Here is a 14146-nt window from a genome sequence, read left to right as displayed (position 1 = left end):
TCCTCGTGACACTCGATCCTGAAGACAGCAAGATCATTACTTTGGCGCGGGCGTCGCGGGCCCGCAACGGCTCCGCCGAGGGCGCGGCCGTGCGCGACGAGACCGGCCGCACGTACGCGGCCACCGACGTGACGCTGGCGGCGCTGCGGCTGTCCGCCGTGCAGGTGGCGGTGGCGACGGCGGTCTCGAGCGGCGCCCGCTCGCTGGAGGCGGTGGCGCTGGTCACCGGCGGCGACGGGCCGTCCGACGACGACCGGGCCGTGGCGGCGGAGCTGGGCGTGACGGCCATCCTGGTGGCCGGCCCCGACGGCGCGCTGCGGGGCTGAGCATGCCGATGTCGCCCTACCTCGCGGAGGTGCGCGCCAAGCTGGGGCCCGACCTGCTGATGATGCCGTCGGTCTGCGGCTGCGTGTTCGACGACGAGGGCCGGCTGCTGCTGGCCCTCCATGGCGACGGAGGGCTGTGGGCGGCGCCCGGCGGCGCCGTGGACCCCGACGAACGCCCGCAGGAGGCCGTGCGTCGCGAGCTGCGCGAGGAGCTCGGGATCGACGTGCGGGTGCGCGGCCTGATCGGCGTCTACGGCGGGCCGGAGTTCCGGGTGCGCTACCCGAACGGCCACGAGTGCGCGTTCATGATCGCGGTGTACGGGTGCGCGCTCGTGTCGGGCACGCCCACCCCCGACGACGACGAGATCAGGGAAGCCAGGTGGGTCCGGGAGGAGGAACTCGGCGGGCTGCCGACGCCGCCGTGGATGCCGCTGGTGATGCCCGAGGTGTTCGCCTGGTGGCGCGCGCAGGCCTCCTGATGGGCGAGAATCACTATGTGACCTCGCCAGACAGCCATCGCGCCGGATTCGCCTGCTTCGTGGGGAGGCCGAACGTCGGCAAGTCCACGCTCATGAACGCCCTGGTCGGCACGAAGGTGGCGATCACCTCGTCGAAGCCGCAGACGACCAGGCGGGTGATCAGGGGCATCGTACACCGCCCCGACGCGCAGCTCGTCATCGTCGACACGCCGGGGCTCCACCGCCCGCGCACCCTCCTCGGCGAGCGGCTCGACAGCCTGGTCCTGTCGACGCTGACCGAGGTCGACGTGATCGGGTTCTGCGTGCCGGCCAACGAGCCGATCGGCAAGGGCGACCGGTTCATCGCGGGCAAGCTCGCGGCGGTCAAGAAGACGCCGGTGATCGCCGTGGTCACCAAGTGCGACCTGGCGAGCAAGGAGCAGATCGCCAAGCAGCTGGTGGCGGTGTCGGAGATAGAGGAGTTCGCCGACGTGGTGCCGGTGTCGGCGCAGTCGGGCGAGCAGCTCGACGTGCTGGCCGACGTGCTGGTGTGCCACCTGCCCGAGTCGCCGCCGCTGTACGAGGACGGCCGGCTGACCGACGAGCCGGAGCAGGTGCTGGTCGGCGAGCTGATCCGGGAGGCGGCGCTGGAGGGCGTGCGCGACGAGCTGCCCCACTCGATCGCGGTCGTCGTCGACGAGATGCTGCCCAGGGCCGACCGCGACGACCTGCTCGACATCTACGCCCACATGTTCGTCGAGCGGCCGTCGCAGAAGGCCATCGTCATCGGCCGCAAGGGCGAGCGGCTGCGTGAGGTCGGCACCAACGCCCGCAAGCAGATCGAGGCGCTGCTCGGCACCCGCGTCTACCTCGATCTGCGCATCAGCGTGGCCAAGGACTGGCAGCGCGACCCCAAGCAGCTGCGCAGGCTCGGCTTCTACGACTGAGCCAGGCGGCGGCCGAGCAGCCGGCCGAAGGTGATCGCTGGGGTGACGAGCATGCCGGAGCAGAAGCTCTGCCCGCAGGTGGCGGCGGCGCCGATGACCTCGCCGATGGCGTAGAGGCCGGTGATGGGCTCGCCGTCGGCCCGGCGCACCCTGAAGCCGTCGTCGATGTCCAGGCCGGCGAACGTCACCAGCGAGATGGCGTGGTTGCGGATCGCGTAGAAGGGCGCCTCGGCCAGCGGCAGCGGCAGGTGGACGCGGCCGAAGTCGGGGTCGGACCCGGCGGCCACCGCCTCGTTGTAGCGGGCCGCGGTGGCGACCAGCCCTTCGGCGTCGATGCCGGTCTGTCCGGCCAGCTCCTCCAGCGTGGCGGCGCGGTGCACGCCCTCGCGCACGCCGGCCTGGGCGCGCAGCTCCTCGGGCGTCCAGCCGACCACGAGCGGGCGGCCCGACCGGGTCGACTCCAGCATCGCGTCGTCGAACACGGTCCAGAACGTCATGTCCGGGATGCGGGTGAGCGCGCGTTCCTTGGTGTCGATGGACGGCTCGTCCTCGGCCACCCAGCGTCGCCCGGTCTTGTCCACGTAGATCTCGACGGGCGGGCGCTCGGCGGCGACGAGCAGCTGCCGGTCGGACCAGTTGGCCTTGCCCGGGGTGGTGGGGTGGGGCAGGCCGCCGAAGCTCGGCAGGAACGAGCCGGTGCCCTGGATGCCGGCGTCGAGCTCCCTGGTCAGCAGGATGCCGTCTCCGGTGGAGGTCGGATGGGCGGCCGACACCAGGGGCGCGCCCTCCAGCTCCAGGAACAGCTCGGGCTCCGCGGCGAACCCGCCGGTGGCCAGCACGACGTGGCGGGCGCTCACCCGTACGTCCTGGCCGTCGCGCAGGACGGTGACGCCGGTGACGCGGCCGTCGCCGCCCGTCAGCAGCTCGATCACGGGGGCGTTCTTCCACAGCTCCAGGCGGCCGGTGGCGGTGGCGTCGGCGAGCACCCGCTCGTACACCTCCAGGATCGACACCGCCTCGTCCACGCCGTAGTAGGTGCGCGCGGTCGTGTACGGCTCGTGCCCGTAGATGACGCGCGGCGTCTCCGGCGCGAAGCGGAAGCCGAGACCGTCGAGCCAGTCGACGGTCTCGGCGGCGTTCTCCACCACGGTGCGGACGAGGTCCTCGCGGACGGTGCCGCCGCTGATGCGGCGGATGTCGGCCAGGTGCGCCTCGACGGAGTCGGCGATGCCGCGCTCGGCCTGCCGCCGCGTCCCCGCGGCCGCCATGTGGCCGCCGGAGATGTGCAGCGTGCCGCCGACGCGGTGGTCCTTCTCCACCAGGAGCACCCGGGCGCCGCCGTGCGCGGCCTCCGCCGCGCACGGGATGCCCGCGGTGCCCGCGCCCACCACCACGAGGTCGTAGTCCAGTTCCACCAGTGATTCTCCTGAGATTCGGGTACGGTCAGGCGCCGGCCGGCACGTACCAGCGTTCGGGCTCGGCGCCGGGGATGCGGCGCTCCTCGATGACGGTGAGGCGGCTCAGCGCGCCGTCCTCGAAGTGCTGCCACAGGCGGGTGCGATAGTCGCCGGTGGGCATCGACATCTCGACGATGCGCTCCTGCGGGCGGTCGTTCCAGCCGAAGGTGAACACGATGGCCTGGTCGCCGGCGCGGGCGGTGGCGCCCCACATCTCGGTGTCGACGAACTCGACCGAGTCGCCGTCGACGATCGCGCGGTAGTGCCGCACCGCCGGTTCGGCGCCCTCACGCAGGTAGACGACCTTCTCGGTCCAGTCGGTGCCTTCCATCCGGCCTTCCTGACGGCTGGGGTAGCGCTCCAGCACGGTGCCGTCGGGGGCGAGCACGGTGTAGGTGCCCTCCCACACTCCGGACATGTCGCGCAGGATGTCGGCGATGGTCATCGTTCCTCCGTCTGGGTGGGGGTGCCGTCGTAGTACCAGGGGCGGATGCCGGCGCTGCCCCGCATGAGCAGGGCGCGGCGGCGGAGGAAGCGCCGCACGGACGGCGGCCCCATGCGGGACGCGCCGAGCCCGGACGACTTGAAGGAGTTCTTCTCCGCTTCGGGGAACATGCCGGTCAGGCAGACGTCGTTGACGCTGACCGCCCCGGCCTCCAGCCGGTGCGCGACCGGGGCGGCCTGCTCGGCGGTGGCGGCGAAGACGGCCGCGCTCAGCCCGAACTCGGTGTCGTTGGCGAGCGTGACGGCCTCGTCCTCGCCGTCGAAGGGCATGATCGGGATGATCGGGCCGAACGTCTCCTCGCGCATCACCCGCATGGAGTGGTCGACGCCGGTCAGCACGGTGGGCCGCAGATAGGCGCCGCCGCCGAGATACTGGATCGTGCCGCCGGTCCGGATCACGGCGCCCTTGGCGACGGCCTCCTCCAGTTGCTCGCGGATGACGTCCACCTGGGCGTCGCTGATGATCGGCCCGATCTGGCCGTCGCCGATGTCCGGGTACGCGAGCTCGACCTGTTCGGCCTTGGCCACCAGCGCCTCGGTGAACTCCTCGACCACCGCGCGGTCCACGTACACCCGCTCGATGGACATGCAGGAGTGGCCGGAGTTGATCGTCGAGCCCCACAGGATGGCGGAGGAGGCGGCGTCCAGGTCGGCCGAGGCGGTGACGATCGCCGGGTCCTTGCCGCCCAGCTCAAGGAAGGCGGGGATGAAGTGCTCGGCGGCCGCGCGGCCCACCGCGCGGCCGGTGCGCACGCTGCCGGTGAAGCACACCGCGTCGGCCACCGCGACCATGGTGGCGCCGGTGGCGCCGTCGCCCTCCACCACGGTGAGTACGCCCGCCAGCTCCTCGACCTCGGCCACGCACGCGCGCAGCACGGGGATGAAGCGCGGCGTCACCTCGCTCGGCTTCAGCAGCACCGCCGACCCGGCCAGCAGGGCGGGCACCGCGTCGATGAGGGCGAGCTGGAACGGGAAGTTCCACGGCGAGATCACCGCCACGACCGGGTACGGCACCAGGTCGCCGGTTACATGCACGTCGGGGTCGGCGGTGGGGGCCGGATCCTCCGGGGCGAAGGCGGCTTCGGCGTACCGGCAGGTGCGCTCGATGCTGGTCAGCACCGAGTCGACCTCCAACTGCGAGACCCAGCGGCGTCCCGTGTCGGTCTCCAGCCGGGCGACCAGCTCGTCGCGGTGCCGGGTGACCGCGTCGCCGAACGCGCGCAGCGCCTCGGCGCGCCGCTCGACCGGCTGGGCGGCCCACGCGCTCTGGCGGGCGCGCAGCGCGCCCGCGGCGGCGATGATCTCGTCGTCGCCCGCGGCGACGATGGTGTGGTCCGGGGTGCCGGTGCGGGGGTTCCGGACGTGGATCTCCCTGGGCATGTCGCCTCCTCAGATGAGGCCGTCGCCGGCCAGCCGTTCGATGACGGCACGCTGGGTGGTCACGAAGTGCTCTCGCCCGGTCTCGCCGGGCCGTACCGTGTCGGGCGGGTAGAAAGAGGTGCGGGCGTAGCTGGCCGCGTAGAGCTCGAACCGCTGGCGGGGGAGCAGGTTCATCATCTCCGGGGTCCTGCGGGCCCGGCGCAGCGCGGCCAGGTCGATCTCCGCGTTGGCGGCCATCGTCTCGCCCTGACCGGCCTTGGCCAGCACGAGGCCGCGGTGGTCGACGATCTGGCTGCCGCCGTCGCCGGAGGCCGCGGGCATGCCGGTGCCGTACAGGCCGCCGGTGTTGGCGGAGACCACGTACGCGCCGTTCTCCACGGCGCGGGCCAGCTTGGCCACGTTCTTCGGCGAGAGGAGCGCGCTGCACACCTCCGACGAGCTGTGCAGGAACACCTCCGCGCCGCGCATGGCCAGGCAGCGGGCCACCTCGGGGAAGAGGATCTCCTCGGAGGCGATCGCGGCGAGCGTGCCGATCTCGGTCCTGGCGACGGGGAAGAGCGCGTCCTCGCCGTAGACGGCCAGGTAGCGGTCCAGGATGTCGTGCGGGGTCACGGCGTACATCGAGTTGAGCCGCCGGTAGCGGAGCACGGTCTCGCCCGCCGGGTCGAAGACGACCGACGCCTGGAAGTAGACGCCCGGGAAGTGCTCGTCCGTCTCGTATCCGTTGACGCACAGGAAGACGCCCGCGTCCCTGGCGATGTCCGCGAGCCGGGCGTACTCCGGGCCGCCCGGCGCCAGGGCGGCGCGGTCGCACCACTCCTGGAACGGCTCCCCGATGGGGTGGCCGGTCAGCAGGTACTCCGGCAGGACGACCAGCCGCACGCCGGGGCCGACGAACCGCTTGGTCGCGGTGACCTGCTCGTGCACGCGGTCGACGGCGGCCCGTATCTGGTCGCGGGCGGCGGCCGCGCTCTCGGCGCGGTTGACGGCATGACAGGCGGTCTGCAGGGCGACAGCACGGTACGCGGTCGCGGGCGGATCCTGGGACACCCGATGCTCCTGTTCCACTCCATGAAACGGCGTTTCTGGTTTCTACAGGTTGGACTATAGGAAGCGCGCCGCGCAAGAGGAGGGAACCGTCCAACCTGCGACATCATTGACAGTCAGCGACATCCCGCCTTAGTTTGAAACACCGTTTCGAGGGACGGAACAGTCTCGATCTGCGGAGGTGCGGCTTGTCGCTGGGAGCGATCGTCGAGGCGGTCATCGCCTGCAGGGATGTCGGAGCGTCGGCCGCCTTCCATGCCAGAGCCTTCGGGCTCGACGTGCTGGCGGACGACGGGCGGGAGGCGCTGCTCGGCGTCGAGGGCGTGGACACCGGCCGGATCCGCCTCGTGCCCGGCGCGGACGCGCCCGACCCCCAGCTCTGGGACGTCGGCCCCCGCCTGCTCGGCATGTACTCACGTGACCTGGCGCGCACCACCCGGCTGATCGACGAGGCGGGCGGCAGGTCCAGGGAGATCGTGACCTACCCGTACGGAGCCGCGTCCCTGACCGAGGCCGTGGCCCTGGGCGCGGACGGCGTGTGGTGGACGCTGCCGCAGGCGGGCGCCGGTCACCGGCCCAGCCCCGCGCTGGAGCGCGACCCCGGCCGCCTGCACGGCGAGCTGCACACCGCCGTCATCGTGCCGCGGGACCACGACGCCGCGCTGGCCTTCTTCACCGCGGGCGGCGGGCTCAAGGTGCTGTTCGACGGGGAGATGAGCGGCCCGCCGTTCGACCGGATGACGGGCATGCCGGCGGACGCGAGCCTGCGGCTGTCGTTCCTGGTCTCCGCCGACCAGGCTCCGGCCCGGCTGGAGATCATGTCCTTCACCGGCGTCGACGCGGCCGACCTGTCGGACCGGCCGCTCGGCCTGCGGCGGGTGGTGTTCGCCGCGGACGACCCGGCGGCCATGGCCGCGGAGCTGGAGCGTCACGGCGGCGAGCGGCTGGGCGAGCTGCTCCTGCGCGGTCCCGCTGGGCTGGAGATCCAGCTGACCGGAGGCGCGTGATGAGCGCGGGGAACGGTGGCGCGAACGGCGCGGGGAACGGTGGCGCGAACGGCGCGGGGAACGGTGGCGCGAACGGCGCGGGGAACGCGGAGGATCTGGGGCGTTACGACGTCATCGTGATCGGTGCGGGCGGGGCCGGGATGTGCACGGCGATCGAGGCCGCCGCCGCGGGCGCGAGCGTGCTGGTGCTGGAGAAACAGAGCCGGATCGGCGGGATGCTGCACATCGCCAACGGCGAGTTCAGCGGGGCCGGGACCCGCCGCCAGCGCGAGCGCGGCATCGACGACAGTCCCGAGCGCCACTTCGAGGACGTACTGCGCCTCTCCCACGGCAAGGTGGACGAGAAGCTGGCCTGGAAGTCGGTCAAGGCGCAGGGCGAGACCGTCGACTGGCTCGACGGCCAGGGCTTCGACTTCCATCCCGACACCCCTGGCCTGGTGCACGGGCACGAGGTGTACTCGGTGCCGCGCACGTACTGGGGCGTCAAGAGCGGCCTGTCGGTGGTGAAGCCGCTGAAGCGGCGGCTGGAGGAACAGATCGAGGCCGGCCGCGTACGGCTGCTGCTGAACACCCGCCTCACCGGCGCGATCGTCGACGCCGCCGGCCGCGTCACCAGCATCACCGCGACCACCGCAGGCGGCGCGACCACCGCGACCAGCGCGACCGCCGCAACTGGGGCGGCCACCGCAACTGGCGCGACCACTGCGCCCGGCGCGACCACTGCGCCCGGCGCGACCACCGCGCCCGGCGCGCCTGCCGCGACCACCGCGCCCGGCGCGCCTGCCGCGACCGCTGTAGGCGGTGACGTCGTCGCGCATGGGGGCGCGGTCGTGCTGGCCACTGGCGGCTATGACGCCAACCCCGGCCTGCGCAATCGCTTCCTGCCGGTCGGCTGTGAGAGCGCGCTGATCGGCTGTCTGCCGCATGCCACCGGTGACGGCCTGGAGCTGGCGATGGGGCTCGGCGCGCAGGTGAGCCGCGACGGTTACTTCATCCCCGTGATGGGGCTGATCCCGGACCCGGGTCAGGAGGGCTTCGCGGTCGACTACCGTGAGGCGTTCATCGAGGTCGCGCCCGCGTACCGGACCCCGTACGAGATCTGGGTGAACGACCGGGGCGAGCGGTTCGTCGCGGAGGACGGCACCAGCCCGGAGCACCGCGAGCGGGCGCTGCTGGAGCAGCCGCGGATCGCCATGCACGTCGTGTGGGACCGGGCGATCGCCGAGACGGCCGAGCCGCTGATCCGCAACGGCGCCGGCGACTGGACCCGCGAGCGGATGCTGGCCGAACTGGAGCGCGGCCGGTGGATCGCCGTCGCCGACACCCTTGAGGAGCTGGCCGCGAAGCTCGGCGTCGCTCCCGGCGGCCTGGCGGCCACCGTGGAGAGGTACAACGCCGCGGTGCGGGCCGGCCGCGACGACGACTTCGGCCGCACCACGCTGCCGGCGCCGATCGAGCGGGCGCCGTTCTACGGGATCACCACGGTCGGGGCCTCCATTCTCAGCCGCGACGGGCTGCGCGTGAACGAGGACCTGGAGGTGCTGACCGAATCCGGCGCACCCCTCCCCGGGCTCTACGCGGTCGGGGAGATCCTCGGCAACAACGTGTTCGCCGGGGACAACTACGTCGGCGGCATGAGCGTGACACCGGCGATGACGCTCGGCCGCGAGCTGGGCGCCAGGCTGGGGGCGGGCCGATGAGCGCGCCGATCGGGAGCATCACGGCGGCGGTGCTCGGCGTCGCCGACTTCGGGCCGCACCTGGACTTCTACTGCGGCGAGCTGGGGTACGCGGTGGCGGCCGAGGGCGTGGTCGAGGCCGCCACCGCGGACCGGCTGTGGGGAGAGGGCGCCGGCGACGTGGAGGTGCGCTCGCTGGCCGCGGCGGGCGCCGCCACCGGCCGCATCCACCTGCTCAAGGTGAACGACCCGGTGGCGTCCGCCGTCCACCCGCACACGCTGGACCTGGGCGTGGCCGGCATCAACCTCTACACCCGCGACATCGCGGCCTCGTACGAGCGGCTGCGGGCGGCGGGCCATCCGTGGATCAGCCCACCGCAGGCGTACGACGTGCCCGTGGGGGAGCGGACCGTCCAGGTCGTGGAGGGTTACTGCCTCGGGCCCGGCGGAGTCCCCGTGGTGTTCGTCGAGCCGGCCGGTCCGCGTCCCACGGCCGCGTGGCTGGCGGACCCGGAACGGCGGCACACGGAGCTGACCTCCGTGGTCTGCCACGTGCCCGACTTCGAGGCCGAGCTGCGTTTCTGGGCCGCGCTCGGCATGTCCGCCGGGTACGACGTGACGTTCGCCGCGCCGGGCCTGGACACGATGGCCGACCTGCCGCCGGGCACCCGGCTCAGGCTGGCTTTCCTGGCGGGCCCGGACGGCGGCACGACCCGTATCGAGATGATTCGGGCCGACCGGCCCAGAGTGGATCGGCGTTCCGCTCAGCGGCCCGCACACGGGCTCGGGCACACCGCCTGGTCCGCGCGTACGGACGATCTGGACGAGGCCGTGGCCCGCGCCGCCGGCGCCGGAGGGCGGGTCCGATGTCGGCCGTTCGCCGCGGCCACACCGCTGCACGGCACATCGCGGCTGGCCATGGTGGAGACGCCGAACGGCGTCCACGTGGAGCTGTGGCAACCGCGACATGTTTCGGATCGTTAAACATCAGACGTATCCGTTGACATCGGGACAGCCGCATTTCTAGGCTCCGTGTAACGCTGTTCCGCACATTGGAATTACTGGCTCGGGGGCATGAGAACAAGGAGGTGGCACATGCGTGGGACCGGACTTCGCTGGATCTCTGCGGCTGCCGTCAGCGCGCTGGTGCTCACCGGCTGTGCGAGCAAGGAAGAGCGCGCCCAGTCCGCCGGCGAAACGGGAAACGCCGGCTGGAGCGCGGGCGCCGACACCATAAAGATCGGGCTCATCGCCCCGATGACCGGCGCGTACGCGATCCTGGGCATCCTCCAGGAGAACTCCATCAGGGTGGAGATGGACCGCGTCAACGAGGCCGGCGGCGTCGGGGGAGCCAAGCTGGAGCTCGTCGTCCGCGACACCGCGCTCGACCCGGCCAAGGCGGTGCAGGCCAGCAACGAGCTGGTCGGCGACAGCCAGGTGCACTTCGTGGTCGGGCCCTCGCTGTCGGCCTTCTACAACGCGTCCAAGAACATCTTCGAGACCAACCGCAAGCTCAACTGCCAGCCGGGCGTCGGCACCGGCGACTTCGGTTCGCTGAAGTACGGCTTCCGCTCGCAGGACCCCAACAACCTGAGCGTCGAGAAGCTGGTGGAGTACCTCAAGGCCAAGGGCGTCAGCTCGGTCGGGCTGGTCTACGAGGCCGACGACACCGGCAAGGCCATGGACGGGTACCTCAAGGAGTACGGCCCCAAGTACGGCGTCGAGTACAAGGGCTACCAGGAGACCCGCAACGACGACCAGTCCCACCGGCCCTACGTCGACGCGCTCAAGGACGCCGGCGCGATCATCGTCTCCAGCAACGCCAGCGGCGCCAAGACGATGGCCGCCGCTGCCGAGTCGGGCTACAAGGGCGTGATGGCCGGCACCTCAGGGTTGCAGAACGTCTCCTTCCTCGACGCCGCCCAGGACATGGCCGTCGGCTCGGTCTTCGCCGCGGGCAACGTAGAGTTCAACATCCGCGACCGCGCCACCTGGAAGCCCGGCTACCGCGCCCACGTGGAAGCCGTCGAGAAGAAGTACGGAGTGGTCGAGGGGCCGAAGTCGGGGGCCAAGATGCCCAAGGGCACGGCCATCGCCGGAGACTGCATCGTCGCCTTCGCCGCGGCGGCCGAGAGCGCCAAGTCGCTCGACGCGGACAAGCTCGCCACCGCCATGGAGCAGCTGAACATCCCCGACACCGAGACCGCCTCCGGCAACACGATCAAGCCGGCGGACCACGAGTTCTACCACATGGAAGACATTCACGTTTACCAGTGGGACAAGGACGCCGACGGCTGGTTCGTCACCGACGTCACACCTCAGTCCTGAGTCACCTGAAAGCCCCTGAGAGGAAGACCCCCGTGATGACGGTCACCACTGGTCGCAAGCTGCTGGCGCTGGCGAGCGCCACCCTGCTGCTCACCGCCTGCGCGAGCAAGGAAGAACGAGCCGGAGTCGAGCAGGCGGCCTCCGGCAGCGGCTGGAGCGCCGGCATGCCGGTCGTGAAGGTCGGGCTCATCGGCCCGGTGACGGGCGCGTTCGCCGTCGCGGGCATCTCCATGGAGAACTCGGTCAGGGTCGAGATCGACCGGCTCAACGCCGAGGGCGGCGTCGGCGGCGCCAAGTTCGAACTGGTCGTCCGCGACACCGCGCTCGACCCGGCCAAGGGGGTGCAGGCGGCCAACGAGTTCGCCGGTGACGACAGCGTGGGGCTGGTGATCGGCCCGGCCTTGTCGGCGTTCTACAACGCCGCCAAGCCCGTCCTGGAGAACGCCAAGAAGATCAACTGCCAGCCGATGGTCGCCACCGGCGACTTCACCTCGGTCAAGTACGGCTACCGGGCCCAGGACCCCGTCTCCCTGGACGTACAGAAGATCGTCGAGCACCTGAAGGCTGAGGGCATCACGTCCGTCGGCATCGTGTACGAGGGGGACGACGCGGGCAAGGGCACCGCAGCCGAGATCCAGAAGCAGGCCGAGGCCGCCGGGCTCACCTTCGCGGGCTTCCAGGAGACCCGCAACGACGACCAGTCGCACCGCGCGTACGTCGAGAACCTCAAGGACGCCGGCGCGATCTGGATCTCCAACTCGGCCGGCGGCGCCAAGACCATGGCCGCCGCCAGCGAGACCGGCTACAAGGGGCTCATCGTCGGCGGCTCCGGCGCCCGCAACATCTCCTTCGTCGAGGCGGCCGGTGACGCCGCGGACGGCGCGATCTTCAGCGCCACCTACTACCCGTACCCGGGCAAGGAAGGCCGCGACACCTGGAAGCCCGGTTACCGCGCGCACATCGAGGAGATCGAGAAGCGGTTCGGCAAGAACACCGGCCCGAAGACCGGCGCCGAGTCGCCCAAGGCGGCCGAGATCGCCGCGGACTGCGTGCTCGCCTACGCCAAGGCCGCCGAGCAGGCCCAGTCGATCGACCCGGACAAGGTCGCGGCCACGCTCGACTCGATTGAGATCTCCGACCAGGAGACGCCTTCCGGCAACTCCATCAGCCCGGACAAGCACGAGTTCTTCGGCATCGACGACATCCACGTCTACCAGTGGAAGAAGGACGCCGACGGCTGGCACACGGTCGAAATCGGCAAGTGACCGGATGGAGCGCCGTTTCGTCACGGTGAACGGCCGGCAGGTCCATTACGCCCGCGCCGGGCGCGGCCTGCCGGTCGTCCTTCTCCACGCCTCTCCCGGCGACTGGCGGCCGCTGCGCGAGCTGGCCGCCGAGCTGGCCCGCTCGTTCACGGTGTACGCGCTCGACACGCCGGGGCACGGCGGCTCCGACCCGCTCCCGGCGCCGGACCCGGACATGGCCGGCTACGGCGCGGCCCTCGGCGAGACGCTGACCGCGCTCGGGCTGGATCGGGTCCATCTGTACGGGACGCACACGGGGGCCAAGATCGCCCTGTCCCTCGCGGCCGCGCGGCCGGAGCTGGTGGCCTCGCTCGTCCTCGACGGGGTCGGGGTGTCCACTCCCGAGGAGCGGGCCGACCAGCTCGCCCACTACCTGCCGCCGGTGGAGCCGCGGAGCGACGGCGGCCATCTGGTGGCGGCGTGGCACCAGGTGCGCAACATGTTCCTGTACTGGCCCTGGTACGACGAGCGCGCCGCCTCCCGGCTGACCGCCGCCCCGCCGCCGGCCTCGTACCTGCACGAGGTGACCACGGGGCTGCTGGAGGCGGGGGCGAACTACCCGCTGGCCTACCGCGCGGCCTTCACCTGCGACCCGGTCCCGCTGCTCGCCCGGCTGACCGTCCCCACCCTGGTCCTGGCATCCCCCGCCGACCCCCTCCACGCCCACCTGGCACGCCTTCCCGCGCACCGGCTCCAGCTGGAAACCTCCGCCTCCGGCACCCCGGCACTGGCGTCCCGCATCCACACCCACGCGACATCCCACACACCATCCGGCGCTGCGTCGTCGTCCTGTACGGCCCCATCCGGCGCGGGATCATCACGCGCAGCCTCGTCTGGTGCGGTCCCGCCCAGTACGGCCGGGCGCGTAGAAGGCGTGAGCCGTCGGTACGTACCGACCCGGCTTGGGCAGTTGCTCGTCAGGGCGGCCGGACCGGCCGACGGGTCAGGGCGGCCGTTGGTGATCCTGCCCCCGGCCCCCGCCTCCGGTCGAGCCGTCACGGACCTGCTCACCGAGGTAGGCCGCCACCGCCCGGCCTTCGCCCTCGACCTACCGGGAACCGGCGACTCGGACCTGGCCGCCTGGCCCGGACCAGGCCCGCGCGACGGCCTGCCGGGGACCGGCGGGTCCTATCTGGCCGCCGAAGCCGGATCCGGGCTGCGTGACGAGATCGTTCTGGCTGTCGGGGACGCTCTCGACGCGCTCGGGGTCGACGGCGTTGACATCTATGGGATCGGAGCCGGTGCGGTGGTGGCCGTCGCTGTCGCTCGGCTGGGTCCCGGGCGGGTGCGGGCGCTGGCGCTGGCCGGCCTGCCTGACCCGGCCGTGCTGACCGAAAGTGAGGCTTGCGCGCGTACCCCTGACCTGGTGCCCGACGAGCACGGCACGCACCTGCTCAGGGCCTGGCACCTGGTGCGGGACGGCGGGCTGGGCACGGGCCTGCCCGAACTGCCCGGCGGCCGGCCGGACCTGGCCGAGCTGCACCGCAGGACGCTCGACCTCGCAAGGTCGTGGCGGACCTACGCCGCCGCCTTCAGGGCCGTCGCCGCGTGGCCAGGCGAGCCGCCGGTGCCGGTGGTCGCCGCCGACCCGGTCTGGGATCCGTTCACGGCCGGGGCCGTGCGCGCGGCGCCCGGCCACGACGGGACGGGCGGCGTCGCCTCCCTGCTGAAAGCCCTGGACGACGCGGCCGGGTGAGCCGGCGCGTCCGC

13 protein-coding genes are annotated in these 14146 nt (G+C 72.1%); 9 read left to right on the top strand and 4 right to left on the bottom strand.

The window, feature by feature from the left end; translation table 11 throughout:
* The first annotated feature begins 5 nt into the window (after positions 1-5).
* From FR742_RS26675 to era, 3 genes are read left to right on the top strand one after another with little or no spacing between them, the layout of a single operon-like run.
* Positions 6-326: a cytidine deaminase gene (locus FR742_RS26675; protein ID WP_148033482.1), complete on the top strand. Its 321-nt coding sequence runs from the start codon at positions 6-8 to the stop codon at positions 324-326.
* 8 nt (positions 327-334) lie between these two features.
* The gene (locus FR742_RS26670) at positions 335-805 is read left to right on the top strand and encodes an NUDIX domain-containing protein (RefSeq protein ID WP_315970632.1); all 471 of its coding nucleotides are present in this window, start codon (positions 335-337) and stop codon (positions 803-805) included.
* Between the two features lie 17 nt (positions 806-822).
* Positions 823-1731: a GTPase Era gene (era, locus tag FR742_RS26665; protein ID WP_261808755.1), complete on the top strand. Its 909-nt coding sequence runs from the start codon at positions 823-825 to the stop codon at positions 1729-1731.
* Here era and FR742_RS26660 read toward each other — a convergent pair.
* Genes FR742_RS26660 through FR742_RS26645 form a run of 4 tightly spaced genes read right to left on the bottom strand, consistent with a single transcriptional unit; the run spans position 1722 to position 6122 of the window.
* Positions 1722-3146 (bottom strand): FAD-dependent oxidoreductase, encoded by a 1425-nt coding sequence (locus FR742_RS26660; protein ID WP_222709064.1) that lies wholly within the window; start codon positions 3144-3146, stop codon positions 1722-1724. The two genes, era and FR742_RS26660, sit on opposite strands and share 10 nt — an antisense overlap.
* 28 nt (positions 3147-3174) lie before the next feature.
* Positions 3175-3633 (bottom strand): DUF3598 family protein, encoded by a 459-nt coding sequence (locus FR742_RS26655; protein WP_148033479.1) that lies wholly within the window; start codon positions 3631-3633, stop codon positions 3175-3177.
* On the bottom strand, positions 3630-5072 hold the full coding sequence (locus FR742_RS26650; RefSeq protein ID WP_148033478.1) for an aldehyde dehydrogenase family protein: 1443 nt from the start codon (positions 5070-5072) through the stop codon (positions 3630-3632). The genes FR742_RS26655 and FR742_RS26650 overlap by 4 nt, the downstream gene beginning before the upstream one ends.
* A gap of 9 nt (positions 5073-5081) precedes the next feature.
* A complete protein-coding gene (locus FR742_RS26645; protein ID WP_148033477.1) occupies positions 5082-6122 on the bottom strand; it encodes a nitrilase-related carbon-nitrogen hydrolase in 1041 nt (346 codons plus the stop codon).
* 185 nt (positions 6123-6307) lie between these two features.
* Here FR742_RS26645 and FR742_RS26640 point away from each other — a divergent pair, with 185 nt between their 5' ends.
* The 6 genes from FR742_RS26640 to FR742_RS26615 all read left to right on the top strand — a co-directional run bounded on the left by FR742_RS26640 (position 6308) and on the right by FR742_RS26615 (position 14132).
* The gene (locus FR742_RS26640; RefSeq protein ID WP_148033476.1) at positions 6308-7126 is read left to right on the top strand and encodes a hypothetical protein; all 819 of its coding nucleotides are present in this window, start codon (positions 6308-6310) and stop codon (positions 7124-7126) included.
* Positions 7126-8826 (top strand): FAD-binding protein, encoded by a 1701-nt coding sequence (locus FR742_RS26635; RefSeq protein WP_148033475.1) that lies wholly within the window; start codon positions 7126-7128, stop codon positions 8824-8826. The genes FR742_RS26640 and FR742_RS26635 overlap by 1 nt, the downstream gene beginning before the upstream one ends.
* On the top strand, positions 8823-9788 hold the full coding sequence (locus FR742_RS26630) for a VOC family protein (protein WP_148033474.1): 966 nt from the start codon (positions 8823-8825) through the stop codon (positions 9786-9788). Before FR742_RS26635 ends, FR742_RS26630 begins: the two co-directional genes overlap by 4 nt.
* Positions 9789-9899: 111 nt before the next feature.
* Positions 9900-11132: an ABC transporter substrate-binding protein gene (locus tag FR742_RS26625; RefSeq protein WP_187281316.1), complete on the top strand. Its 1233-nt coding sequence runs from the start codon at positions 9900-9902 to the stop codon at positions 11130-11132.
* 35 nt (positions 11133-11167) lie between these two features.
* Positions 11168-12397, top strand: coding sequence for an ABC transporter substrate-binding protein (locus tag FR742_RS26620; RefSeq protein WP_148033472.1), 1230 nt, complete (start codon positions 11168-11170; stop codon positions 12395-12397).
* A gap of 4 nt (positions 12398-12401) precedes the next feature.
* On the top strand, positions 12402-14132 hold the full coding sequence (locus FR742_RS26615; RefSeq protein WP_148033471.1) for an alpha/beta hydrolase: 1731 nt from the start codon (positions 12402-12404) through the stop codon (positions 14130-14132).
* Positions 14133-14146: the final 14 nt, after the last annotated feature.

This window comes from Nonomuraea sp. C10, assembly GCF_008017515.1.
Taxonomy (GTDB): Bacteria; Actinomycetota; Actinomycetes; order Streptosporangiales; family Streptosporangiaceae; genus Nonomuraea; species Nonomuraea ferruginea.
The sequence above is the reverse complement of the archived record's forward strand: the minus strand, read 5'-3'. Positions and strand labels throughout refer to the sequence as shown.